This window comes from Sorangium sp. So ce887 (assembly GCF_051521455.1).
In the GTDB taxonomy this organism is placed as follows: Bacteria; Myxococcota_A; Polyangia; order Polyangiales; family Polyangiaceae; genus Sorangium.
This window is the reverse complement of sequence record NZ_CP150354.1, coordinates 1,609,025-1,634,101: the sequence shown is the minus strand read 5'-3', so window position 1 is coordinate 1,634,101 and position 25,077 is coordinate 1,609,025. Positions and strand designations below refer to the sequence as shown.

Annotated in this window: 19 protein-coding genes; 10 read left to right on the top strand and 9 right to left on the bottom strand. The window is 73.2% G+C overall.

The features are described 5' to 3' along the window. Positions 1 to 71 precede the first annotated feature (71 nt). Entirely contained in the window at positions 72 to 338 is a 267-nt protein-coding gene (locus tag WMF36_RS06130; protein ID WP_437487220.1) for a NifU family protein, read from the top strand. A 188-nt stretch (positions 339 to 526) separates the two neighbouring features. On the opposite strand, the gene WMF36_RS06125 is transcribed toward WMF36_RS06130, so the two are convergent. Further along, complete coding sequence (locus WMF36_RS06125) at positions 527 to 1,366, bottom strand: hypothetical protein (RefSeq protein ID WP_437578666.1); 840 nt, start codon at positions 1,364 to 1,366, stop codon at positions 527 to 529. A gap of 379 nt (positions 1,367 to 1,745) precedes the next feature. Between WMF36_RS06125 and WMF36_RS06120 the strand changes: the two genes are divergently transcribed. The 3 genes from WMF36_RS06120 to WMF36_RS06110 all read left to right on the top strand — a co-directional run bounded on the left by WMF36_RS06120 (position 1,746) and on the right by WMF36_RS06110 (position 4,833). Further along, positions 1,746 to 2,339 (top strand): cobalamin ABC transporter substrate-binding protein, encoded by a 594-nt coding sequence (locus tag WMF36_RS06120; RefSeq protein WP_437578665.1) that lies wholly within the window; start codon positions 1,746 to 1,748, stop codon positions 2,337 to 2,339. Further along, entirely contained in the window at positions 2,336 to 3,154 is an 819-nt protein-coding gene (gene map / locus WMF36_RS06115) for a type I methionyl aminopeptidase (protein ID WP_437578664.1), read from the top strand. The genes WMF36_RS06120 and map overlap by 4 nt, the downstream gene beginning before the upstream one ends. Positions 3,155 to 3,300: 146 nt before the next feature. After that, complete coding sequence (locus WMF36_RS06110; RefSeq protein ID WP_437578663.1) at positions 3,301 to 4,833, top strand: FAD-dependent thymidylate synthase; 1,533 nt, start codon at positions 3,301 to 3,303, stop codon at positions 4,831 to 4,833. A 234-nt stretch (positions 4,834 to 5,067) separates the two neighbouring features. Here the strand turns inward: WMF36_RS06110 and recN are convergent, their stop codons facing one another. The 3 genes from recN to WMF36_RS06095 all read right to left on the bottom strand — a co-directional run bounded on the left by recN (position 5,068) and on the right by WMF36_RS06095 (position 10,330). Next, positions 5,068 to 6,765 carry a DNA repair protein RecN gene (recN, locus tag WMF36_RS06105; RefSeq protein ID WP_437578662.1) on the bottom strand — a complete coding sequence of 566 codons (1,698 nt, stop codon included), beginning with the start codon at positions 6,763 to 6,765 and terminating at the stop codon, positions 5,068 to 5,070. A gap of 34 nt (positions 6,766 to 6,799) precedes the next feature. Beyond that, positions 6,800 to 9,271, bottom strand: a complete 2,472-nt coding sequence (locus tag WMF36_RS06100) for a hypothetical protein (protein WP_437578661.1) — start codon at positions 9,269 to 9,271, stop codon at positions 6,800 to 6,802. 246 nt (positions 9,272 to 9,517) lie between these two features. Further along, positions 9,518 to 10,330 carry a hypothetical protein gene (locus tag WMF36_RS06095; RefSeq protein ID WP_437578660.1) on the bottom strand — a complete coding sequence of 271 codons (813 nt, stop codon included), beginning with the start codon at positions 10,328 to 10,330 and terminating at the stop codon, positions 9,518 to 9,520. A 195-nt stretch (positions 10,331 to 10,525) separates the two neighbouring features. On the opposite strand from WMF36_RS06095, the gene WMF36_RS06090 reads away from it, so the two are divergent. Further along, a complete protein-coding gene (locus WMF36_RS06090; RefSeq protein WP_437578659.1) occupies positions 10,526 to 11,737 on the top strand; it encodes a DUF3829 domain-containing protein in 1,212 nt (403 codons plus the stop codon). A 90-nt stretch (positions 11,738 to 11,827) separates the two neighbouring features. Here the strand turns inward: WMF36_RS06090 and WMF36_RS06085 are convergent, their stop codons facing one another. After that, on the bottom strand, positions 11,828 to 13,423 hold the full coding sequence (locus WMF36_RS06085; RefSeq protein WP_437581858.1) for a glycogen synthase: 1,596 nt from the start codon (positions 13,421 to 13,423) through the stop codon (positions 11,828 to 11,830). Positions 13,424 to 13,452: 29 nt separating this feature from the next. After that, positions 13,453 to 14,346, bottom strand: coding sequence for a shikimate kinase (locus WMF36_RS06080; protein ID WP_437578658.1), 894 nt, complete (start codon positions 14,344 to 14,346; stop codon positions 13,453 to 13,455). 89 nt (positions 14,347 to 14,435) lie between these two features. Between WMF36_RS06080 and boxC the strand changes: the two genes are divergently transcribed. Next, positions 14,436 to 16,184, top strand: a complete 1,749-nt coding sequence (boxC, locus tag WMF36_RS06075) for a 2,3-epoxybenzoyl-CoA dihydrolase (protein WP_437578657.1) — start codon at positions 14,436 to 14,438, stop codon at positions 16,182 to 16,184. Then, positions 16,181 to 17,620, top strand: a complete 1,440-nt coding sequence (gene boxB, locus WMF36_RS06070; protein WP_437578656.1) for a benzoyl-CoA 2,3-epoxidase subunit BoxB — start codon at positions 16,181 to 16,183, stop codon at positions 17,618 to 17,620. The genes boxC and boxB overlap by 4 nt, the downstream gene beginning before the upstream one ends. Positions 17,621 to 17,669: 49 nt before the next feature. Here the strand turns inward: boxB and WMF36_RS06065 are convergent, their stop codons facing one another. Next, positions 17,670 to 18,125 carry a hypothetical protein gene (locus WMF36_RS06065; RefSeq protein ID WP_437578655.1) on the bottom strand — a complete coding sequence of 152 codons (456 nt, stop codon included), beginning with the start codon at positions 18,123 to 18,125 and terminating at the stop codon, positions 17,670 to 17,672. Between the two features lie 79 nt (positions 18,126 to 18,204). Between WMF36_RS06065 and WMF36_RS06060 the strand changes: the two genes are divergently transcribed. Continuing rightward, complete coding sequence (locus WMF36_RS06060; RefSeq protein WP_437578654.1) at positions 18,205 to 19,281, top strand: AAA family ATPase; 1,077 nt, start codon at positions 18,205 to 18,207, stop codon at positions 19,279 to 19,281. Further along, a complete protein-coding gene (locus WMF36_RS06055; RefSeq protein WP_437581857.1) occupies positions 19,281 to 19,913 on the top strand; it encodes a hypothetical protein in 633 nt (210 codons plus the stop codon). Before WMF36_RS06060 ends, WMF36_RS06055 begins: the two co-directional genes overlap by 1 nt. Positions 19,914 to 19,971: 58 nt before the next feature. On the opposite strand, the gene WMF36_RS06050 is transcribed toward WMF36_RS06055, so the two are convergent. Further along, complete coding sequence (locus WMF36_RS06050) at positions 19,972 to 22,578, bottom strand: HEAT repeat domain-containing protein (RefSeq protein WP_437578653.1); 2,607 nt, start codon at positions 22,576 to 22,578, stop codon at positions 19,972 to 19,974. Positions 22,579 to 22,717: 139 nt separating this feature from the next. Continuing rightward, on the bottom strand, positions 22,718 to 23,740 hold the full coding sequence (locus WMF36_RS06045; RefSeq protein ID WP_437578652.1) for a hypothetical protein: 1,023 nt from the start codon (positions 23,738 to 23,740) through the stop codon (positions 22,718 to 22,720). 371 nt (positions 23,741 to 24,111) lie between these two features. Here WMF36_RS06045 and WMF36_RS06040 point away from each other — a divergent pair, with 371 nt between their 5' ends. Beyond that, positions 24,112 to 25,026 carry a hypothetical protein gene (locus tag WMF36_RS06040; protein WP_437578651.1) on the top strand — a complete coding sequence of 305 codons (915 nt, stop codon included), beginning with the start codon at positions 24,112 to 24,114 and terminating at the stop codon, positions 25,024 to 25,026. Positions 25,027 to 25,077: the final 51 nt, after the last annotated feature.

Here is a 25,077-nt window from a genome sequence, read left to right as displayed (position 1 = left end):
GGGCCGATCTCCCGATCGAGCGCTGCCGTGCTAGGCTCGCGGCTGGCTCGCGCTGTCGAGCCCACCCCCCCATGCCGGCTTCCATCGATCAGCTTCTCAAGGTTTGCCGCGAGGTCATCGCGCCGCTCGTCCGAGCCGACGGCGGTGAGCTCTACATCGTGGCCGTCGAGCCCGACCACCTGACGCTCCACCTGGCCGGCGCATGCTCGGGCTGCCCCGGAGCCATGCTCACCGCGCGCGCGGTGATCGAGCCGGCGGTGCTCGCGGTCGCGCCGTCTGCGCGGGTCGTCGTGACCAACGGAATGCGCGTCCCCGAAGGCGCCTCCCTCATTTCTTGAGGCGCGGACCCGCTTCGGATACGGGCCCATCTCGACGTTTTCGGTGCTCGGCGTACAGAAGTACGCCTCCGCGCCGAAAACGCCGATCTGGGCCCGTCTCCTGTGCGGGTCCGCGCCGAAAGCGTGGCTCTGGGGGTCGAGAGCGGGGGCGCCGCGGGCGCGGCACCATGGGGCGGGAGGACGAAGGGTTACTTCTTCTTGCCGGGCTTGTCGGTGGGAGGGGGGCCCGGGGGGGGTTCCGCCTTGCGGACGGCGGAGGCGACGGCGGGGTCGATGGCGTTCGCGTCGACCGGCTTGTTGGGGCGGAGCGACTCGAGGCTGCTGAGCGTCACCAGGTCCTCGTAGGCGAAGGCGATCTCGCCCTCGCTGCGCTCGATCGCGCGGAAGTGCGTGGCCGCGTCCTTCCAGTCGACCTCGGTGACGTAGCGGCCCTTCTCCGGCTCGGGCGGCGTCACGCGGCCAGGCAACCCGAACGTCGTCGAGAGCTTGACGACGGCGGACTGGTAGTCCTTGCCGCGCGCGTTGCCCTCGCCCAGCGCGTGCTCGTCGATGATCTTCCAGAGCTTGTCCTGGATGAAGAAGAAGTACCGCTTCCCGCCGTCGCGGGTCAGCGTCATCATCGATTCCTTGTTGAGGTAGGTGTACTCGCCCTTGAGCGGCGTCGCGTCCATGCCCGTCGGCAGCTTGCCGAAGTCGATGCGGCTGCGGCGGAACGCGCTCTTCTCCTCGGCCAGCTCGGCGTCGAGCGCCCTCATCTTCACGCCGGGCGACGTCGCCTTGTAACGCGGCACGTATGCCGCATCGAGCATCTTGTCGATCAGGGCCGCGACCTGCTTCGTGCTCATCCCCCATGCGATCCCCGGAGGGGTCAGCGCGATCGTCTTCTTCGTCGCCGGCGGCTCGGCGGGCCGGGCAGGTGCCCCGCTCTTCTCCTTCTTCGGCTGGGCAGCGACCTCGGTCGTGCTCGCGATCGCCGCAAGGCCCAGCCCGACGGCCAACGCTGCTCCCAGGAGCCTCTTCGCTTTCATGTTCTTCCTCCAGCCGGCGCAGGCGCTGTCCCTGCGCGCTCTGCAATCGCAAAAGTTAGAAACCCCACCCGGCAAGCCGGGGAACGCTAGCACCAGCGGTAGGACGGGAGAATAGGATCCCCGCCGACCGGGGCCAACCGCCGACGTTGGACGGCGGCTCGGCCGGATCGATGGAGCCGGTCCGGTGGAGCCGGTGAAGGACGAACGCCGGGCGCGCGGAGCGCAGAGGCGGAAGACCGGCCGCGAACGCGGGCGACGAGAGGGAAAACGGCCTCAACAGCGCGCGCAGGCGCGTGTAAGCACTTGTAGCAGAGGACAACCGATGTGTGCCGGGTCCTGACAGAGGCCGGGCAACGTGCTACGAGCTCCGGTCCCAAGGATGATCCCTGCCGCCGGTGCCGCTCCCCTTCGCCTCGCGCTCGCCGCGCTGGCGACCGTTGGCCCCGCCGGCGGCTGCGTCGCCGACCAGGAGCGCCCCGCTACGTCCGTCGACCCGCTGGGCGGGGCGGCCGCGTGGGAGGGGCATGCGCGCGAGGTCTTCGACGACAACATCGAGCCCGCCGCCGTGGGCTTCTCGCTGGACGGCCCCTCGCCCCGATCCGACCCGTTCCTCCGGGAGAGGGCGCAGACAGCCGACGTGGTCGCGCGGGTCCGCGTGAGCACGGTGACCGTCGACTCGATCGGAGAACAGAGCACCTATCACCTCGGCATCCAGGTCGGCTACCCTCCCCTGGCCACACCCAGGGTGCCGGATCGGACGTTCGAGCTCCACATCCGCCCGAGCAGCCGCGCGTTCGGCATCGCCAAGGCGGTCGACGCGCGGCTCCGCGGGCTCACCTTCATCGCCTTCATCCGGCGCTTCGCCGGCGAGGACGGCGAGCCGGAGATCCACTGGCACCTTTCACCTGATACAGCGGAGGTCGCCGCGGCCGTCAAGGAGGCCGTCGTCCTCGGGGAGCTGTCTGCGCCGTGAGCAACGTGAGCATCAAGACGATCAAGGAAGTCGACGCACTGCGGGTAGCCAGCCAGATGGCGGCCGAGACGCTCCTCGCGGTGGGCGAGATGATCCGCGCCGGCATCACCACCGAGGACATCAACACCTTCGTCCACGAGGACACGATCCGACGCGGCGGCTACCCCGCGCCGCTCAACTACCACGGGTTCCCGAAGAGCGTCTGCACGTCGATCAACGAGGTGGTCTGCCACGGCATCCCGTGCGACCGCGTCCTCGAGCCGGGCGACATCATCAACGTCGACGTCACCACCATCTACAACGGCTTCTACGGAGACACCTCCGCGACGTTCTACATCGGCAAGCCGTCGCCGGAGGCGAAGCACGTGACCGAGGTGTCGCGGCGCAGCCTGCAGCTCGGCATCGCGCAGGTCCGGGACGGGGCGCGCCTCGGCGATATCGGGGCCGCCATCCAGGAGTTCGCCGAGGCCGAGGGGTGCTCGGTGGTGAGGGCCTTCGTCGGCCACGGCATCGGGCGGCGCTTCCACGAGGCGCCGCAGGTCTCGCACGTGGGCAAGTACGGCAGCGGCACCCGGCTCCGCGCCGGCATGTGCTTCACGATCGAGCCGATGATCAACATCGGCACCTACGAGGTCGAGATCCTGGAAGACAAGTGGACCGCGCTGACCGCCGATCGCTCGCTGTCGGCGCAGTTCGAGCACACGATCGTCGTCACGAGGACCGGCTGCGAGGTGCTGACCCGGCGCAGCCGGCCGCTCGCGAACAGCGAGATCTTCGCGGATCCGTTCGCCGTCTCCGCGGCGCGGGCGCTCTGAGGCGCGGCGCGCGCCGGCGCTGTGCGCCGCGCGCAGGCAGGGCGCGCCGGCCGGGCCCGACCAGGAGGGCCGAGGTGGACCGGTGCCGTCGATCGGAACGGAGTTTTGTCGACCGATCGGCCGAGGATTAGGGGTAGAAGCAGGGCATGGCCTTGGACGAAGCGTCGCGTGCCAGAATCGCGCCGTATGTGTCGAGCCTGACGGCTGACGTGTTCTCGCTGTCGGGTCTGCCGGAAGAAGTCATCGCCGTCCTGTTCGCGTACTACTCGCGCAGCCGCGATGATCTGCGCACCAACCTGGCACGCCTGCTCGGCGACGAGGAGCTCGACGTGGCCCCCGAAGCCGGCGACCGGCCGCGCCGGGGGCTCGCGTTCGCGTCGGACAAGGCGCGAAGCTTCCACGAGAAGTGGGTCGTCGGCTACGGCCACGCGTCCGTCGCAGAGCACGCCGTGGTGCACCTCGCGCTCGAGAACGTGAGCATCGTCGCCTCCAAGGTGATCGAGGACCTGAGGCTCGGCTCGTACACGGAGAAGAGCACGCGCTACGTCGTCTTCGATCAGCACTCGTTCGTCGACCTGCCGGAGATCGACGCGAAGGACAGCGCGAGGTACCAGGCCTCCAGCGAGCGGCTCTTCGCGACCTACCTCGACCTGGTCCCGAAGGTGACCGAGCGGCTGAGCACGCGCGAGCCGAAGCCCGAGAAGATGTCGGACGCCGCCTACAGGGGAGCGCTGCGCTCGCAGGCGTGCGATCTGCTGCGCGGCCTCCTGCCGGCGGGGACGCGGACGAACATCGGCCTCACCGCGAACGCGAGGGCGCTCGAGATCCTGCTGACGAAGATGATGTCGCACCCGCTCGAGGAGGTGCGCAGGGTCGCCCGCGACATGCATGCGGCGGCGCTCGCCGTGACCCCGACGCTGGTGAAGTACGCCGCGCCCAACGAGCTCCGGAAGGGGCTGCAAGCCACCGTCGCCGCGGCGATGAAGCGGGTCTACACGCCGCCGGAGGAGGGCGTGAGCGCGACGATGGTGATCAACCAGCCCGTCCGGCTCGTGCGCTACGACAAGGACGCGCTGGAGCGCATCGCGCTCGCGCTGGCGTACGAGGGCAGCGACCCGGGCGCGCACGCCTACAACCTGGGCGACGCGCTCCGCCGCGCGACGCTGCCGGAGCTCATCGCCATCGCGCAGGCGGCGTGCGAGAAGCGCGGCCCGTACGACGCGCCGCCGCGCGCGTTCGAGGCGTCGACGATGACCTTCGAGCTGATGCTCGACTACGGCGCCTACCGCGACCTGCAGCGCCACCGGATGCTGACGCCCGCGACGCAGCGGCTCACCTGCCGCCTCGGCTTCGAGACGCCGCAGGCCCTGTCGGAGCTCGGCTACGCCGAGGCCTACCAGGACGCGATGCTCGCGGCGCGCGACGCCTGGCACGCCATGGAGGAGCGCTACCCCCTGGAGGCGCAGTACGCGGTGCCGCTCGGCTTCCGCGTGAGGACCCTCTGGACGCTGAGCCTGCGTGAGCTCTTCCACGTCATCGAGCTCCGCTCGGCGAAGCAGGGGCACACGAGCTACCGGCGCATCGCCCAGGGGCTGTACCGCACCGCGATCACGGTGCACCCCTGGCTCAAGGACATGATCCGCGTCGATCTGAACGACTACGCGCTCGCGCGGAGCTGATCCGCGCCGCGCGGCTGATCCGCGCCGCGCGGCTGATCCGCGCCGCGCGGCTGATCCGCGCCGCGCGGCTGATCCGCGCCGGCCCCGCCTCGGTACGACCGTCGCAGAGCGGCGGTCACCCGCACAGGAGACGGGTCCAGATCGGCGTCTTCGGCGCGCAAGCGCACTCCGGTGCGCTGAGCACCGAAGACGCCGAGATGGGCCCGTATCCGAAGCGGGTGACCGCCGCTCGCTCTAGAGGCGGGCTGCCTCGATGAGCTCCGTCGCGGCCCTGAGCGACGCGCCGGTGACCTTCGCGCCCGACAGCATCCGCGCCACCTCCGCGATGCGGTCCTTCTTGTCGACGCGCGAGACCGAGCTCTTCGCGATGCCGCCCGCGCTCTCCTTGGCGACGACGAAGTGCGCGCTGGCGAACGCCGCGATGGGCGCCAGGTGGGTGATGCAAAGCACCTGGTGGTGGCGCGCCACGTCGCCGATCGCGCGCCCGATCTTGTCGGCGACGGCGCCGCCGACGCCGCTGTCGACCTCGTCGAAGACGTAGAGCCCCGCCGGCCCGCACTCCGCGAGCACGCGCTTGAGCGCGAGCAACGCGCGCGACAGCTCGCCGCCCGAGGCGATGCGGCGCAAGGGGCGAGGCTCGATCCCCTTGTTGGGCGAGATGAGGAACTCGACGCGGTCGATCCCGTCCTGGCCGAGGCGGGCGCCGTCGACCACCAGCGCGGCGCGGTCGCCGCCGTGCGGCTCGATGTCCACGACCACCCGCGCGCCGCCCATGCCGAGGTCGGCGAGCTCCGTCGAGATCGCGGCGCCGAGCTTCTCGCCGGCCTTCCGCCGCTTCGCCGAGAGCTTGCGGGCGCGATCCGCGGCGACGGCGAGCAGGGCGTCGCGCCGCCGATCGAGCTCCGCGACGTGGCTCTCGACCCCCGAGAGGTGCTCCAGCTCGGCCGCGAGGCGCGCCCGCGCGGCGAGCACGTCGTCGAGCGTGGGGCCGTGCTGCCGGAGCAGGCCCTCGAGGCGGTACATGCGATCCTCGATCTCGGAGAGGCGATCCGGATCGGCCTCCGCGCGCTCGGCGTAGCGGCCGATCTGGCGAGCCGCCTCGCTGAGCTCCGTCCAGCAGCCGTCGACGGCGCGGGCGACGTCGTCGAGGACAGGGTCGATCTCCGCGGCGGCCCGGAGCTCCGAGGCGAGGCGCGCGAGCTCGTCGCACATCGCGTCGTCCCCTTGATCGAGGCGGGACGCCGCGCGCCGCGTGATGTCGTGCAGGCGGCCCGCGTGGCGGAGCCGGTTGCGCTCGGCCGCGAGATCGGCGAGCTCGCCGGGGCGCGGCGAGAGCGCGTCGATGGCCTGGAGCTGGAAGGAGAGGAACGCCTCGCGCTCGGCGCGGCCGCGCTCCAGCTCGCGGGCGGCCCTGAGCTGGGCGGTGAGCGCCTCGAGCTCGCTGACGTCCGCCGCGAGCTCGCTGCGCGCCGGCACCAGACGGCCGAAGCGATCGAGGTAGCCGAGGTGCGTCGACGGGTCGGTGAGCGCGACGCTCTCGTGCTGCGAGGCGACGTCGGCGAGCTCCGGGGCGAACGCCTGGAGCTCGCCCGCGGTGCAGAGGCGGCCGTTCAGGTAGGCGCGCGAACGGCCGGTCGCCTGGATCACGCGGCGGATCACGATCTCGCCGTCGCTCGCGATGCCGGCGGCGTCCAGCATCGCCATCGCGCGATCCGAGCTGCGCACGTCGAAGAGCGCCTCGATCTCGGCGTCGTCCGCGCCGGGGCGGACCTGCTCCGCGCTCGCGCGACCGCCGAGGACCAGCGAGAGCGCGCCCACGACGATGGACTTGCCCGCGCCCGTCTCGCCGGTGAGCACGTTGAAGCCAGGCTCGAGCCGGAGCTCGAGAGCATCCATCAGGATGAAGTTTTTGACCCGAAGCGCGACCAGCACAGCGGCGGGAGGATAGGAAGCTTTCGGCCCGTCGTCAGCGGATCTTCACTTGCTTCATGACGGTGACCGGGATCCCCTCGAAAGGCGGCACCGTGGCGCTGCGAAACGCGGCGGCGATGCACGCGGCGGTGGCGGTCCCGACGAGATCGCCCCCTTCCACGCGCGCCGACATGGTCTTGCCCGAGGGCGAGAAGGTGACGGCCACGCGGGCCGTGCCCGTGAGCCCCTCGCCGGTGCAGCCGGCGGCGGCGGCGGCCGCGGACGCGAGGGCGCTGCTCGCCGCGCTCTGATCGAAGCGGGCCGGCTCGTCCTTCGCCGGCAGGAGCTGCGAGGCCGCCGGCGGCGGCTTGACCGCCGGCTTTGAGCGCTCGGGCGCGGCCGGCGCCGCGTCCCGGGCTGGCCTCTCGGTGGCCTGAGCCTCCTCACCAACACGCGGGCCGGCGCTGGCCGCCGGCGCGGTGCCCGCCGCGGGCGCGACGCTCGCCGCCGGCGCGGTGCCCGCCGCGGGCGCGACGCTCGCCGCCGGCGCGGCGCTCGGCGGAGGCGCCGGCCCCGGTGCAGCGCCCGCCTGCGCCGGCTCGGGGGGGGGCGACGCGGCCGGCTTGCCCGTCGAGACGGCGGAGGCGGATGCGACCGGCGCCTCCTCCGCGACGCCGGGGGCGACGGCCGGCAGGTCCGCGATCGGCTCGTCATCGAGGGACGGCTCGCGGTCGGCGGCCTGGTCGGCGGGGGCAGGTGCAGCCGGCAACGGCAGCGCCGCCTCCGGCGGAGCGGCGGCGAGCGCGCCGCTGCTGCTCGCCGGCGCGGGCTGGCTCGCCGTGGCGCTGGACGATCGACCGTGGGCCTGCGCGAGGTACAGCGCGGCGCCGAACACGATGAAGACGACGGTCACCCAGCCGGTGATCGCCATGTACTGGCGCGACGCCGGCGTCGAGAAGATGCGCAGCCCCTCGGATACAAGGGAGCTGGCCGTGATCGAGGTGCGCACCGGCGTCTCTTCCTCGGAATCCTCGGAGGACGTGTGCCCCTCGACGGCCACGAGGTCGGGCTCGATGGGCTGCTCAGGGAACGACTGAGACGAGCTGCGCTCAGCGCCGGCTCCCTCGAACAGCCCGCCGCTGATGCTCAGGATCTCCTCGTCGGCTCGGCTCTCGTTGCGGCGCGCCTCACCCGCCGCGTCAGGCGGCGGCGCCATGCTGCGCAGATCGATCAGACCCGAGTCCTCCTTGCGACCGGCGCGCCCCCGAAGATCGGTCTGGCTGATCGGGTCGCCCGCCGGACGGGCGGTCGCCCTGGGGGCGTTGCTCGCGCGCGCCAGCGGCTCGCGTGAGGGCCGCTCGTCGCTCCCCTGCTCGCGCAGCCCTTCCGCGGCGCCCTGCGCCTCCGCCGCCTTCGGCTTCGCGCGCTCTGGCCGCGACGCCTCTGCGGCGCGCATCGGGGTCGCGACAGGCGGCGGGCTCGCGAACGGCGGCGGAGCGAGCGACCCTAGCAGGGCGAGGTCCGCCGGAGAGGCGTCCGCGGGTCCCAGGCCGGACCGGACGCGCCGCGTGGACGGCAGAGGCTGCGGGGCGAGCGCCGCCATCGCCTGCACGTCCTGGAGGCGGAGCTCGGGCGACGAGCGGTGAGACGACGGCCGGGCCTCGTCGATCGACAGTGGCGCCGGCGGCATCTCGGACAGCGGCGCCGGCGGCATCTCGGACGGCGGCGCGACAGGCCGAGTGGAGGCGCCTGCGCGCGGAGTGGCCGCGGACCGCGGTCGCACCGCCGCCGTCGTGACGCGGTGCTCTCGCCGCGCCGGCGGCCGGACCGGGACCGGCGACCGTGCGACAGCGCGCGGCCTCGCGGCGGCCTCGGGCGCCGGCGCGCGATGGCTCGCGCGCTCGTCCTCGGCGGCCCCCGACCCGAAGGAGAGCGAGGGCGGCTCGACCCCGGGGGAGAGCATCTGCGCGAGATCCTGGATCGAGACGGGATCGGAGTCGGCGGGAGGGAGCGCCGACGGGCTCCGGCCGCCCGTCGACGGCGCCGCCCCGCCGCCGCGGCGCGAGTCCTCCCAGGGGACGCCGGCGAACGTGCGAGGCCGCATCGGGACCTCACGCCGCCCCAGCCCGCCGTCCGGCGTCACCACCGCGTGCTCGAGCGAGGCCTCCGCCGCCACGTCGAGCGCATCCAGCTGATGCGCCCTCGGGCTCGACTCCGGCGCGGCGTCCAGCTCCTGCTGCGCGATCCGCTCCGCGAGCGTGAGCCCTCGCTTCCGCGCGGGCGGAGCCGACGTCGCGCGCCGCTCCGGGTCGCCCGCGGGCGCCGGCCTGCGCTGGATGCCCGCGCCCGGGAGCGTCGTCTCGGCGTCCAGCAGGTCGCCGGGCAGCTCGGGCTCCCTCTCGGGCGCACGACCGGAGGACGGCTTCCCCCGCTCCGGCTCGCTCGGCGGTTCGCGCCGGTCGCGCCCGCTCGCGGAGCTCGGAACGACCGAGGGGGACGACCGCGGCTCGCCCCGGTCAGACGCCAACTGCTTGCTCTTCGTACGGCAGGATTTGCAGACAAACGGCAGGGACGGACGCATCTCGCGTCCTACCCCGATCTCCACGTAGGCCCTGCAGACAGAGCAGGCGAGTTGCACCGTGGGAGGAGAATCGCGCAGCTCGTCAGGGCGCGCAATCTTCTTGGCAAGTGACCGGGGCGGTCGCCCTCTGGCTCGCCCGCTCCGCTCCTCCGGATCCCACCCCCTCCACCCCAGCCTTCGCGAGGTTCCGCCCTATGCGGAGGGCGTTTCGGCGCTCACCGGCAGCGGCGCGGGAGGGCGCACCCAGCGCTGCTCCAGCCACTCCAGCGAGACCGCGGCGCTCCGCAGCGCCGCGTCGACGGCGCGGGCGACCGGATCGGGGGCGGGCGGGGACCCGGGAGCGCGGGTCGACAGGAGCCAGTTCGACAGCTCGTAGTGGTGGAGGAGCGGGGCGAAGCGGTGCGCGTCGAAGCCGGAGAGGATCTCGGCCGCGCGGCTCAGGCGATCGCAGGGCAGGAGCGCCGTGGTCACGTCGAAGAGCAGGGCGCGGAGGTCCTCGAAGGCGCGCTCCGGATCCGCGGACACGCTCTCCAGGAGCGCCTCGAAGCCGGCATCGGAGAGCCCGCTCGCCTCGGCCGCCTCGGCCATCGCCGGCACCTGCGTGGCCAGGAACTCGGCGTTCGGAGCGTGCCCGAGGAGGCGCCCCACGAGGTACAGATCGAAGGCGCTCGCGATGGACTCGGCGAGCAGGAGCGCCTCCGCGCCGGGCGGAGCGCCGGCGCTCGCGGCGGGGAGGGCGCGGTGGGCGAGGTGGTGCCATGCGACGTGCGTCACGACGTCCGCGGCGACGTGCTCGCTGGCGATCAGGTCACCCTGCTCACTCTGGCTCCAGAACGTCAGGTTCAAGAAGACGACGCGATCCCAGCTCGCCTCGCCCTCGGGCACCCGGAAGCGGTACCCGTCGCGCCGGAGCACCTGCTTCAGATCGTCGTAGAGCGCGACGTGCCGGAAAGAGCGCTCGTCGTCGATGGTCAGCTCGTCCAGGGTCAGGCTTCGCAGCTTCACGCGGCCGACCTTAGACCCGGATCGTTTCATCAGCCACAGCGGACGCCAGGAAGAACCCGGAGACCTCGCGGGTTTGGGGCCGGAGCCGGGGTTTTCCCGACCAGCGCCGCAAGTTCCCGCCCATGGCCGGTGTTGCAAGCGCCGCCGGCTTAGGCATGATGCGCCCGTTCTGCGCCAGCCGAGGAGGCACACCGAATGATTTCCGTCAGGTCTCTCTGTTCCATCGCGCTCGTGCTCGTTGCCAGCGGTGCCGCCGGCTGCAAGGAGGACCCGCCTCCTCCCCAGCCGGAGCCGGCAAGCTCCGCGGCGGCGAACAAGGGCAAGGCGAGCCTGCGGACGCCCGTGTCGCCGCTCACGAAGGTCGACCCGCAGTCGCTGAAGGAGTACCGCGTCGACGTCTGCTACTTCGGGACGCTCTCGCTGAAACAGGCCCGCGACGCGTACCTCGCGAGCCTCGGCAAGGACGAGCCCAGCGAGAAGAAGATCCCGAAGTTCGGCACCGAGGAGCAGGCGAAGGCCGGGGACGCCCCCAAGGGCTTGCTCCCCGCCAAGCCGCCCGTGCCCGGCGCCGCTGCGCCCGTGCCCGGCGCCGCCGCGCCCGCGCCGGGCGGCGCCGCCGCCGCCAAGACCGGGCCCGGCAAGGACGACCGCCGGCCGTTCAACTTCAGCGCGCGCGCGCCGCACGAGCGCAACGCGCGCGCCTGCACCGTCGCCCTCAGCCTCAAGGAGCCGGCCATGCCGGACGTGGACACCGCGCTCGCCGAGTACGCGCCGTTCGCGACCGATCTCGCGAAGACCATCGCCTCGGCGGCCAACTACTACCAGCGCGAGGAGCACAAGAAGGACAGCTTCGCGAAGGGCAAGGAGCTCCACGCGAAGCTCATCGCCGACTTCCAGAAGCTCGACGCGCACTCCGACAAGCTCGGCCTCGCGGTGTCCTCGTGGCACTCGTCGCACATGCCCGACCTCGCGAAGGCGGACGAGGGCCAGAAGGCGGCGATCACGGCCCTCGAGGACGCGCGCGCGCTCATGGTGATCCTCTCCAGCAAGAACGTCGACCCCGCGGCGGTGAAGACCGCGCTCCAGAAGGTGGAGACATCGGCGGCGGCGCTCAAGACCCACGGCACGACCCACCAGACCGACCCGTGGTCCAAGATCATGACGCCCGCGCTCGACGGCTTCCTCCGCGACGTGAAGGCGGCCGAGCCGAAGCTGACGGACCAGGGGATCTCCTCGCCCGCCCTGTTCCTGCCGGTCGTCACGAGCTTCGTGTCGGTGATCGAGGGCAAGCACCGGGCGCTCTCGCGCTCGCTCATGGCGAAGGGCCAGGCGGCGACGCGCGAGGCCGCCGGGGCCGCGCAGCCGGCCGCGCCGGCCGCCCCCGCCGACGCGCCGCAGAAGGAGTAGCGCGCCCCGGGCGGCGCCTCCCGGAAAGGGAGGCGCCGCCGCCCGCGCGCTCTGAACGCGCCGCGCCTCCCTCCGGGGGCGCGGGCGCGATCAGAGCGGGCGGCCGGTGCGGCGGGAGATGGCGAGGCGGTAGAGCGCCTCGTACTGCCGCGCGGCGTGCGCCCAGCCGAAGTTCTTCTTCATCGCCCGCAGCTGCATCGTCCGGAAGTACGCCGGGTCGGCGCGGTAGAGGTGCACCGCCCAGGCGACGGTGTTCCCGAGCGCCATCGACGACATCTCCTCGAACTTGAAGCCCGTGACGTTGTTCTCGACCGTGTCGTCGAGGCCGCCGACGGCGCGCACGACCGGCAGCGTCCCGTAGCGCTGGCTGTAGAGCTGGTTCAGGCCGCAGGGCTCGTAGCGCGACGGCATGAGGAAGAGATCGGCGCCCGCCTCGATGCGGTGGGCGAGCCCCTCGTTCATGCCGACGTGGACACGGAAGCGATCGCTCGAGCCGGCGATCCGCGAGAAGAGGTCCTCGGCCCAGCGCTCGCCGGAGCCGAGGACCACGAGCTGGACGTCGAGCGACAGGATGTGGTCGAGCGCGCCCGCGAGGATGTCGATCCCCTTCTGGGTCGCCAGGCGGCTGATGAGCCCGAGGAGCGGGACCTCGGGGCGCTCCTCGAGGCCCATCTCGCGCTGGAGCGCCGCCTTGCAGAGGCGCTTGCCGCCCAGGTCCTCGGCCGAGTACGTCGCCGCGATGTGGGGATCGGTCGCGGGGTTCCAGATGGAATCGTCGATGCCGTTGAGGATGCCGATCACGTCGGTGCCGCGATCCCGGAGCACGCCGTCGAGCCCCTCGCCGCCTTCCCACGTCTGGATCTCCTGCGCGTACCTGGGCGAGACCGTGGAGACGAGCGTGGCGTTGTAGATGCCGGCCTTGAGCAGGTTGATGCTGTCGTGCGCCTCCAGGCAGAACCTGTGGAACTGATCCCACCCGAGCCCCGTCGTGGGGAGCTGCATCTTGTTGAACCAGCCCTGGTAGCCGAGGTTGTGGATCGTCAGCACCGACGCGGCGCGCGCGAGCGGCGAGCGGTGCTCGAGGACGTTGAGGTAGAGCGGGACCAGGGCCGTCTGCCAGTCGTGGACGTGGACGACGTCCGGCCAGAAGCCGAGGGCGTGGCAGAGCTGCAGCGCGCCGCGCGACAGCAGCCCGTAGCGGGCGAGGTTGTCGCCGAACTCGCCGTGCGCGTCCCCGTAGATGCCGTCGCGATCGTAGAACACGTCGTGCTCGAGCAGGTACACGCGGGGCGCGGGCGCGTCGGGGGTCCCGGGATCGAGGCGCGTCTCCCAGATGCCGGTCCACGCCTCGCCCCCGCCGAGCGGCACGCCGAGCGGCTCCGGCAACCGGTGCGGCATGAAGCGCTCCGCCGGAGACGACCCGTCCCCGCCCTGCGCCGCGGCGACCGTCGGCGCGTCGGCGGCCTTCGCGGCGCTCGCCCCGCTGCCCCCGGCCTGCTGCTCGGCGAGCGCGATCTGGCGGGCGAGGTAGCGCTTGGCGACCCGGTAGCCCGGCATCACGACGCGCACGTCATGGCCAGCTGCGGCAAGCGCGATCGGCAGCGCGCCCGCCACGTCGGCGAGGCCACCGGTCTTGCTGAAGGGGACGCATTCGGACACCACGAAGAGAATTTTCATGCGCGGCATGGACATGGAAGGGGGGAGCGCGCCCCAGATCAAGGCGAGCGCGTCGCGTCCCTTCTACCAGCTTCACGAGCGATCTTGACCACGCGATCGACAGAGCGGGCGAGTCCGAGCGCCGACGTGTCCACCACGAAGTCGGCCTGCTCATAGAGCGCGCGCCGCGCCTGGAAGAGCGCCCTGAGCTCCTTCATGGCGTCGGCCCGGTTGGCCATGGGGCGCGCGTCCCCCTGCTCGACCACGCGGCGCCAGTGGTCCTCGGGCTTCGCCCGCAGCCAGACCGTCACCGCGCAGCGCCGCAGCCGCTCGAAGGTCGCCGGATCGGTCACCAGGCCGCCGCCCGTGGCCACGATCCCGCGGGCGCGCGCGTCGGCGAGTCGCCCGAGCTCCTCGCGCTCCAGCCGCCGGTAGTAGGCGTTTCCGTGGATCTCGAACAGGGCCCCGAGGCTCATCCCGGCGCGGGCCGCCACGAGCCCGTCGAGCTCGAGGAAGGGCACCCCGAGCCGCCCCGCCGCGCGGCCGCCGATCGTGGTCTTGCCGGCACCGCGCAGGCCGAGCAGCGCGACGAGGACCCCGCCGGCCGCCCCCGCCTCGCCCTGCGACGGGCCGCGCGGCGCATGCTCCTCGACGAGCTCGCCCGCCGAGAGCAGCGCGGCGGCCGAGGTGCCCAGCGCGCGACCGATGTCCTCCAGCCGCACCACGGACACGTTCGCCCGCCCGCTCTCGAGCAGCACCAGGAAGCGCTCGCTCACCCCGGCGAGCTCGGCGAGCTCGCGCAGGGTGAGCGCGAGCTCCTGGCGACGCCGCCGGAGCCGTCCGGCGAGGTGCGCGAGGATCGGCGACGCTCCACCGTCAGCGCCGTCCGCGACGGCCTCCGGGCCCTGGCTCTGCCCGGCGCGCTCCCGAGGCGATGTCTGGCGGGGCGGCATCTCGTTGCTGCACTATATTTCATGAAAACAGCGCCATCAAGAACTATACTGCTTGACTGAGACCCGTCGCGGTGGTGGGCTCGTCGGGTATGGAAGCGACCACCTCTGCTCCTTCGGCGGCGTCGGCGCCGCAGACCCGAGCCCGGGAAGAGGGCTCATCCGGCGAGGGCCCGCCCCTCCGCTTCGAGACGGAGCCGGGCCGTTACCGGCACTGGAAGCTCTCGTTCGAGGGGGCGATCGCGCGCGTGGCGATGGACGTCGACGAGGACGCGCCGATGCGGCCCGGCTACCAGCTGAAGCTGAACAGCTACGACCTCGCGGTCGACATCGAGCTCGCCGACATCGTGCAGCGGCTGCGCTTCGAGCACCCCGAGGTGAAGGCGGTGGTCGTGACGAGCGCTCAGCCGCGGATCTTCTGCGCGGGCGCGAACATCTACATGCTCGGGTCGTCGTCGCACGCGTTCAAGGTCAACTTCTGCAAGTTCACGAACGAGACGCGGCTCGCGCTCGAGGAGGCGTGCGCCGAGAGCGGGCAGCGCTACCTCGCGGCGCTGAACGGCGTCGCGTCGGGCGGCGGCTACGAGCTCGCCCTCGCGTGCGAGGAGATCTTGCTGTGCGACGACGGGAGCAGCGCCGTCTCGTTCCCGGAGACGCCGCTGCTCGCCGTGCTCCCGGGCACGGGGGGGCTCACGCGGCTCGTGGACAAGCGCAAGGTGCGGCGCGACCTCGCGGACGTGTTCTCGACGCTGGCCGAAGGGGTGCGCGGCAAGCGCGCGCAGGAGTGGGGCCTCGTCGATCGCTCGATCCCGAGGAGCCGCTTCGATCAGGCGGTGGCCCAGCGCGCCGCCGAGCTCGCGGCGGCGACGCCGGACAGGCCGGGGCCGGGGGTGAAGCTCGCGCCGCTCGAGGCGCGGCGCGCCGAGGACGGCGACGTGTCCACCTGCGACTACCGCCACGTCTCGCTGAAGGTCGACCGCGCCGCGCGGACGGCGGAGATCCGCGTGCTCGGGCCGGACGGCGACGGACGCGATGGGCCGCTCGACGCCGCCGGGATGCGCCGGGCCGGCGCGGACCTGTGGGCGCTCCGCGCGTTCCGCGAGCTCGACGACGCGCTCCTCGATCTCCGCTTCAACCACCCGACGGTGGGCCTCGTCCTCCTGAGGACGACCGGCTCTCCGGACGCGGTGCGGGCCGCGGACGAGGCGCTGTGGGCGAGCCGGGACGACTGGTTCGTGAAGGAGCTCCTGCTCCACATGCGGCGCGTGCTCAAGCGGCTCGACCTCACGGCGCGCAGCGTGTTCGCGCTGATCGAGCCGGGCTCGTGCTTCGCGGGGAGCCTGTTCGAGCTCGCCCTCGCGGCAGACCGGTCCTACATGCTGGACGGCGGAGAGGACGCGTCGCCCACATCGGCCGCGACGATCGCGCTGAGCTCGCTCAGCTTCGGTCCGCTGACGATGTCGAACGGCCTGACGCGGCTCGCGTCGCGCTTCCTGGGCGCGCCGGAGCGCGCGGCCGCGCTGAAGGAGAAGACGGGCCTCCTGTCCGCCGAGGAGGCGCTGGAGGAGGGCCTCTGCACCTTCGCGCCGGACGCGATGGACTGGGACGACGAGGTGCGGCTCGCGATCGAGGAGCGCGTGAGCCTGTCGCCCGACGCGCTCACCGGGATGGAGGCGAGCCTGCGCTTCTGCGGGCCGGAGACGATGGAGACAAAGATCTTCTCGCGGCTGTCGGCCTGGCAGAACTGGATCTTCCAGCGCCCCAACGCGGTGGGCCAGCGGGGCGCGCTGACCATGTACGGGCGCCCGGAGCGCCCCGAATTCGACTGGAGGCGGACGTGAGCGCAGTCATCAACTCGGAGAGGATCCCGAACAACGTCGACCTCGCGTCGGACAAGAAGCTCCAGCGCGCCCTCGAGGCGTGGCAGCCGAAGTTCATCGACTGGTGGCGGGAGACGGGGCCCGTGGGCTTCCAGGCGGACGACATCTACCTGCGCACGGCGATCAGCGTCGATCACGAGGGGTGGGCGCACTTCGACTACGTGAAGATGCCCGAGTACCGCTGGGGCATCTTCCTCGCGGATCGGGTGCCCGATCGGAAGATCGGCTTCGGCGATCACCTGGGCGAGCCGGTGTGGCAGGAGGTGCCCGGGGAGCTCCGGAACATGCTGCGCCGGCTGGTGGTGACGCAGGGGGACACGGAGCCGGCGAGCGTGGAGCAGCAGCGGCTGCTCGGCCAGAGCTGCCCGAGCGTCTACGACCTGCGGAACCTGTTCCAGGTGAACGTCGAGGAGGGGCGGCACCTCTGGGCGATGGTCTACCTCCTGCAAAGCCACTTCGGCCGCGACGGCCGGGAGGAGGCGGAGGCGCTCCTGGAGCGGCGGAGCGGCGACCCGGACAAGCCGCGGATCCTGGGCGCCTTCAACGAGCCGTGCACGAACTGGCTCTCGTTCTTCATGTTCACCTACTTCACGGATCGCGACGGCAAGTACCAGCTGCTCGCGCTCGCCGAGAGCGGCTTCGATCCTCTGTCGCGCACGACGCGGTTCATGCTGACCGAGGAGGCGCACCACATGTTCGTCGGCGAGACGGGCCTGCTCCGCATCGTCCAGCGGACGTGCGAGCTGATGAAGCGCAACAAGAACGAGGACGCGCGCGCCGAGGGCGGCGTCGATCTGCCGACGATGCAGAAGTACCTGAACCTCTGGTACTCGGTGTCGCTCGATCTCTTCGGCGGGGAGATCTCCTCGAACGCCGCGTCGTTCTTCGCCTCGAGCGTGAAGGGCCGGGCGAAGGAGGAGTCGTACGAGGATCACCGGGCGATCGACGGCGCTTACGCGCTCGACGTGCCCGTGGCGGGGGCGGGCGGCGCGGTGTCCGGGTGGCGGCGCGAGGAGGTGCCGCTCCGGAACGCGATGAACGAGGTGCTGCGCGACGAGTACGTGAGCGACTCGCAGCGCGGGATCGACAAGATGAACCGGGTGATCGAGGAGGCGGGCGTGCCGTTCAGGCTGCGGCTGCCGAGCCGGCGCTTCCACCGGAGCTCGGGGATCTACGCGGGGCTCCACTTCGACGTCGACGGCAACCCGCTCTCGAAGGAGGCGTGGGAGCGCCGGCGCGACGCGTGGCTGCCGACCGCGAGCGACGAGGCGTACGTGAGGAGCCTGATGGAGAAGCCCGTGTTCGATCCGAAGCAGATGGCGAACTGGATCGCGGCGCCGGCGAAGGGGCTCAAGGGCAAGCCCGTCGACTTCGAGTACGTACGGCGCAGCGGCTAGGCGCGCGCCGAGCGCTGCCCGGCCGGGGCGGCGCGCCGGCGAGCTGCGCTCAGCCGGAAGGGGGGCCCGCGTCCACGGGCGGCGGGGCACCCGCGTCCACGGGCGGCGGCGGCGCCTTCTTCGGCGGATCGCCGTGCTCGGAGGCGAGCTTCTTCACGAGGGCGTCGAGGAGCACCTGCTCGTGGTACTGCGGCATCGCGGGGAGCTGCACGGCGACGTGCACGCCGGCGCGGCCGCTCACGACCTCGATCGCGCCCTGCGTCACCCTGCCGCCGCTCTCCGGGCTCCTGTACTCGAAGAGCAAGTAGCCGTTGGAGACGTCTTTCTCGACGATCTTGAAGCCGAGATCGACGCGCACGAGGCGCAGCGCCGTGCCGAAGGTCTGCTCGAATGTGTAGGGCGACTCATGGGCGACGCTGGCGCTGGCGGGCCTCGCGCCGAGGCCGCTGGCCAAGGGGACGGCCAGCGCGGCGAGGAGGAGCGCGATCGACGGGAGGCGGCGCATGATCGCGGCGTAGAGGGGCCGGCGACGACGGGCCAAGTTCCTTGCCAGCGCGCCCGCGGGTATGCTGGCGTCGACGTCGATGGACCGACCCTACGTCGAGCAGCTCCGCATCCAGGGCTACGGCTGCATCCAGGATACGACCCTGGAGCTCACGCCGCTGCACGCGCTCATCGGGCCCAATGACAGCGGCAAGAGCACCGTGCTGCGCGCGCTCCGGACCCTCTCCTCCGTCCTCGAGCGGGCGCTCGGGGCGCCGGCGCCGGACCCGCTCGGGCGCGGCGCCCCGGCGAGCAAGGCCCACGGCGGCGCCGTGTTCGAGGTGTCGGCGGCGAGCACGACGTGGCGCGTGGAGCTCGACGCCGCAGGGCGGGTCCGCTCGACGTCGTTCCCCAGAGATCTGGAGCCCCCCTCCTTGCTCGACGACGCCGACGAGGACGATGGCGCGAACGGCGGGCCGAGCCCTGAACGCCCCGCCCCGGACATCGTCCAGGCGCTGCGCGGCACGCAGATGCTCCGCCTCGACCCGGACGCGCTGAGGGCCCCGCACCCGCTGATCCCCGACGGGCGGCCGCTCTGCTTCGCCGACGAGCGCGGCACCGGCCTGCCGGCCCTCTACGATGCCGTCATCAGCCGCGACCTGTCGGCCTACATCGAGCTGAACGAGGAGCTCACCCGCCTCTTTCCCAGCGTGAGGAGCATCCACCTCGCCAACCCGAGCTCCACCACGAAGGCCATCGGGGTGAAGCTCGAAGGCGGCGCCGTCGTGCCGGCGGCGCTGATGAGCGAGGGAATGCTCTACTATCTCGCCTTCGCGGCGCTGCCGCACCTCGACCCGATGCCCCTGCTCCTCGTCGAGGAGCCCGAGCACGGGCTCCACCCCGCGCGCATCGCCGACGTCATGCGCGCGCTGCGCATCGTCTCCGAGAAGACGCAGGTCCTCCTCGCGACGCACAGCCCGCTCGTCGTGAACGAGCTCCAGCCGGAGGAGGTCACGGTCGTGACGCGCGTCGGCGAGCAGGGGATGAGGGCCACGCGCATCCTGGACACGCCGGGCTTCGAGGACCGGGCGAGGGTGTACGCGCTCGGCGAGCTCTGGCTCAGCTACGCCAACGGAGCGGACGAGGCGCCGCTCCTCGGAGGAGGCCCGCGGCCGTGATGAAGCCGCTCGAGAAGGCCCGGGTCTTCCTCGTCGGCGAGGGCGAGAACGAGCTCGGCAGCCGCGCCGGGGCCCCGGCCTACCAGTCCGACAAGCACCCCGGCGTGCTCTTCACGCTGCTCTCGCGCGTGCAGCCGAACGGGTGGGTCGTCGGCGGCGCCCGCGAGTGGAAGAGCATCCGGAAGTACCAGGCGCGCGGGGCGGCCCACGAGGACACGCGCCACGTGCTCGGCGCGGCCATCGACGCGAAGGAGGCAGGGTGCGACGTCCTCGCGTTCTCCCGCGACATCGACCGTGATCCGGCGCGCCGCGAGGCGATCGCGGAGGGCATCCGGCGCGTCTCGTCGAGCCTGTCCTCGCCGCCCGAGGTGATCGGCGGCGTGGCCGTGCCGGCGCTCGAGGGCTGGATCCTCGCGCTCCTCGGCGAGAAGGCGACCGAGGAGCTGTCGCCGCTCCGGGCGCAGGCGATGCTCGCGGCGAAAGGCATGATGCCCGGCGACGGCGCCGCGATGGTGCGCGTCGCGGAGGACGCCGACCTCGACGCCGTGCCCCAGGACGCCGCCTCGCTCGCGGAGTGGCTCGCGCGCGCCCGCGCCGTGCTGCCGCGGCGGACCGGCCGCGGCGTGAGGTGAGCCGCTCAGCGGGCGCGCTCGACGACCTCGCGGAGGAAGCCCGGCCGCGCGGCGCGGCTCACCGGCGGCACTGCGGCGCCGCGGAGAGCGCGGCCCTCGCCGCCTCGCGCAGGCCGTGCGGCGTGTCCTTGTCGAGCAGCGGCTTGAGGCGCGCGGGCAGATCCGCCGGGTGCACCGCCCCGAGCGCCGCGAGGGCCGCCGAGCCGAGCCGCTGATCGCCCTCGCCGATCGGCGCCTTCGCCCGCAGCGCGAGCCGCGTCCACAGGTCGACCGAGCTCTCGTCGCACATCGCCCCGAGCGCGAGGATCGCGCGCGCGCGCACCTCGACGTCCTCCGCCTTGTCCTCCGCCCGGTCGCGCACGGCCTCGATGTGCGCGGTCGCCCTGTGCGCGCCGAGGCCGTCGAGCGCGTGCCGGCGCACCTCGGGCGATCGATCGGCGAGCGCCCCGACGAGCGCCCGGTCGCCCGACGGCGTCGCCGGCATCGCGCCGATCGCGAGCGCGGCGCCGCCGCGGACGAACGTCCACGGGTCCGAGGCGAGCCGCGCCGCGAGCGCCTCGGCCGCGCCCGCGGGCAGCTTCGCGCCGGCGGTGGCCGCGCGCGAGAGCGCCACGATCGCCGCCTCGCGCACGCGCACGTCCGGATCGGAGGCCGCCGCGAGCAGGTCCGGCGCGAGGGCCGGCACCTCCGCCGCGACCTCGGCGGCGCGGAGGCGCACGTGCGGGTCCGCGTCCTTCCGGAGCGACGCGCGGAGGTACGCCTCGGCCGGCGCCTCGCCGGCGCGGGCGAGCGCCGCGGCCGGCGCCTGGAGCAGGTAACGCCGCGCGAAGGGCGCGGAAGCCGCGGAGGCGAGCGCCTGAAACGCCGCGCTGCCGCCTCGCACCCGCCCGAGCGCCGGCCCGAGCGCGCGCAGCAGATCGAGCTGCGCGTCCTCCGGACGGGCGCGGAGCCTTTCCATCTGCACCTCCTCCTCGACGACGGGAGCGGCCCGCTGGCTCCGCGCCGCCAGCGCGAGCGCGGCCCTGAGATCCCGCCGCGTCGCGCCGCGCGCCCCGGGGAGGGCGTCGAGCAGCGCCGGGATCGCCTCCGCCGGCGCCACGAGCGCGAGCTCCCGCGCCGCGGCCACCTTGGCCGCGGACCCGCCCCCCGTCACGATCTCCGCCAGCGCCGGGGCGGCCGCGCGCCCGCAGCGGCGGATGCGATCGCGCGCGTGGTGGAGCTCGGGATCCGGCTCGGGCGCCGCCGCGCGGGGACCGCGCCGCGGCGCGACGGCCGACGCGCCAGCCGCGAGCCGCGCGGTGAAGAACGGGATCTGCGTCGCGCACGGCGCCGCGTCGATCACGCCGCGGGCGAGCTGCCTGCCCGCCGCGTCGAGCTTGTCGTAGCCGGCGATCGCCGCCTCGATCGCCTCCGGTCCGCTGCGCGCGAGCAGCGCCGCCGCCGCCCTGGATCGCTCGCCGCCGCCCGCGAGCGCGCCCACGAGCGTCCCCGGGCCCTGGCCGTCGAACGCCGTGCGCGCCGTGACCTCGGCGATCGTGACGCGCACCTCCGGAGCGGACGGCGCGCCGCGATCCCCCGCGCCTCGCGGCGCGTACGCCTCGTCGAGGACGACGGCGAGGCACGAGGCCCTGATCTCCTCGGGGAGCTTCACCTCGTAGCCGGCGGACTCCTTGAGCCACGCGTCCTCGGGCAGGCTCACCTGGAAGAGCCGATCCGGCGTCGCTACGAAGAGCGTGCGCGGCGCGGCGCCGCCCTCCACGCCGTCGGGCGGCTTGATGCGCAGGCCGAGCCCCGTGATCCCGACCTCGTCCGCCGACGAGAACGACACGAACTCGCCCCGGCCCGCGCCCGCCTTGCCCTCGGACCACGCGGTCTTCGGGTCGCCGTCGGCGATCTCCGCGAAGCGCTTGCCGACCGCGCTCGAGGCCGCGGTCGGGCGCAGCAGCCGGAAGGCGGGCGCCGCCGCGTCGGCCTCGCGGCGCTCCGCGGCCAGCTTGCCCGCGGCGCGGCGCTCCTCGGCCGGGAGGTTCTGGAAGCTCGCCCCCTTCAGGAGCGTCATCGTCCGCGGATCGACCTCGCTCGCCCCGACCAGCGCCGGTCGCCCGCAGATCGTCACGTCCTCGCGCAGCTGCCCGACGAGCACGCGGCTGCCGCTGCCGAGCGGCTCCACGACCACGGCGTCGCTCCGCCCCTCGCCGTGCTCGCCGGTCGCGACGCCCGTCCAGCCGCTCCAGAGCACGATCGGCTCCGTCCCCTTCCCCGCGAGCGGCGCCGCGAGCAGCATCGCCCAGCTGCCGCTTCCGGCGCCCGGCGCGCTCGCGGAGGCGGGCTTGCCCGCGGCGGGCGCCTCGATCTTCGCGAGGTGCTTGCCGCCGGGCAGCGAGATCGGCACGACGCGCGCGCTGCCGAGCAGCGGCGCGACCTCGGAGGGCACGGCGAGGACCTTGCCGCCGTCGGGCGCGCACGCGGCCGCAGCAGGACAGGCGCGGGCGGTGATCCCGCCCGGTTCGATGCGGACGGCGAGCGCTTGCTGGCCCGCCGCGTGCGGGAGCACCACGGGCGCGACCTGCGCGGCGGCGTTGCCGAGGAGGGTCGACGAGGCTGCGATCACCCCGACGGCGGCGCCGATGCGAGGCCGCCGGGAACGAAACGGCGATCTGCTCATGCGCGCCATCCTAGTCGCGTCGGGCAGCGGGGCCCTCGAGACTTGAGCCCCTCGAACAGGGCGCCACGGCGACCCCGACCGCGCTGCGCCGCGTCGTCCGGTGGGGCCCACCGCGCGCCGCGGCGGGCCCGCGCCCTCGCTATTTCGGCGTCTCGGCGGCGGGGATCCAGAAGCCGCCCTCGTCCGGCGGCGTCATCCCGAGCGCCTTCGGGAGCACGTTCGTCCAGCCCGCCACCGTCTCGAGCAGGTAGATCTCCGCGCCGGCCTCGATCTCGCCGACCGGCTTCTCCTTCACGTCGCGCCGCGCGCGGACCGGGATCGCCCGCGTCGCCTTCACGATCGGCGGCGCCTTGTCGAGCGCGAGCTGCGCGCCGGCCACCGCGGTCGTCGGCGGGATGTACTGATCCATGATCTCGCCCTTCTTCAGCGGCTCCAGATCCTTGAGGCGCGCCCAGGCGTCGATCGTGAGGTCGCCCCGCGACATCAGGTGGACGAACCCGGACTTGGCCTCGGTGCTCCAGAAGAGCTGGGCCGTCCCCTCCAGCATCCTCAGCGTGAAGATCACGTCGCCGTCCGCGCGATCGAGCAGCTCGATCGTCGACGTCTTCATCAGGTAGCCGCGGGCGCTGCCGGGGACCTCCATCTTCACGGGGGAGCTGCGCTGCAGCGAGAAGGCGTCGCACGAGGCCGAGCCCTTCGCCGTCTGCCGCTCGGATCCGGAGATCGAGAGCTCCGCGCGGAGCGAGTCGCCCGTGGCCGCGACGAGCTTCACCTTCTGCGCGCTCGAGATCCAGATGTGCCCCTGGATGACCGGGATGTCGCGCGTCGTGTACACAGCGACGTCCGAGGGCGCGATGTAGCCGTCGAGCCGCAGCGCCGGCGAGCCCTCCGACGTGCTCAGCCTCGCCCGGCCTGCCGACGGGTCCGCCGGGATCGCGCTCAGCGTCATCGGGACCAGCGCGCCGGTGAAGTTCGCGATCGTCCGGCCGCCGCTCGGCGCGTCGTGGAGCCGGGCGCCCTTGTTCACCGGCGCCGTCCCCTTCAGCTTGCACGTAGGTCCCGACACCGCCGACACCGCCGCCTGCGCGGCTGCCCCCGTCACCTGCGCGGCCGACACCGCCACCTGAGCGGGCTCTGCCCTCGCCTCGGAGATGGCCGGCATTCCCGGGAGCCCTCCACCGCAGAGCACCGCCCCAAGAGCCAGAAGACCAAGTCCCAGAACGTCGCTTCTCATCCACTTCCTCCGACGTAGACGGGCAGTCCCGCTCGAGGCGATCCCGGGCGCGGTCCCCTCCTGTCGAGTCTCTCTGGTGCCGTCGGCCTCCTGCGCGGCGGCGTACGGCAAGACCGCCCGGGCGCCCCGAGCTGTCCTTACCGTTGGTCGGATCATCCTAGCGGATCATTCAGGCCTCGCCCGAGAAAGGTCCTCCGCCGCAGCGCTTCCGTCATTTCGGGTGTATGGAGCAAGGTGCCCGACGCGGCACGCGCCGGGTAGCCCGGCTGGACGGTGCCCGCCTCCCCCGGAGCTACGCCATGCACGCATTCGATCTCGCCTTCGCCTCCCCCCGCAAGCTCCCGCGCGCCCGCGATCTGCGCGGCAACGTCGCCGTGCTCGACATCGCCTTCGCCTCGGAGGCGGGGGGCAAGAGCTTCGAGACCGTCACGCTCCCCTTCATCCAGGAGCTCGGGCCGCGGCTCGGCGCCTGGGTCGACCACCACGACAGCGCCCACCACGCGCGCTTCGCGGGCGATCCCCGCTTCGTCCTGTCGACCAAGGCCGAGCACGGCGCCTGCCCCGAGATGATCACCCCGGAGGTCGTCTCCCGCGCCGGGCGCGTCGACACCCTCGTCTGCCACGTCGACTTCGACGGCCTCGCCAGCGGCGCCAAGTGGATGCGCGGCGGCGTCGAGCCCTACCCCGGCTGCGACGAGGACGCCCGCGCCATCGATACCCGCATCGGCGTCCCGGGCCCCGCCGCCACCCGCATGGACCGCGCCCTCCGCGCCCGCCCCCGCGACCAGGCCCTCTTCGGCCTCATCGTCCGGCACCTCGCGTCAGGCCTCTCCGACCCGTCGCTCTGGACCCCCATCGACCAGGCCGGCTCCGAGCTCGCCACCATGGAAGCCGAGACCCGCCGGATCGCCCTCCGCTACGAGCGCGTCGAGCCAGGCCTGGTCCTCGTCGACGCCTCCCAGCGAGGCGGGCCCTACGACAAGACCCTGCTCCTCCTCATCGGGCAGGAGCGCGCGCCGATCTCCGTCGTCGTCGACAACGATAGCGTCACCTTCGCCGCCCGCTTCGACAGCGGGTTGAACTTCCTGGAGATCTTCAAGATCTCCGGAGGGATGCCGACCCGCATCTCCCTCCAGCGCTCCAAGCTCAAGGAGTCGCTCGAGGCGCTCGGGGTCAAGCCGACCGACGCAAGCCGGCTCGCCGCTCCCCCCTGACCCTCCCCTTCCCCGCTTCCCGTTCCCCGGCTTCACCGACATCGTTGACGC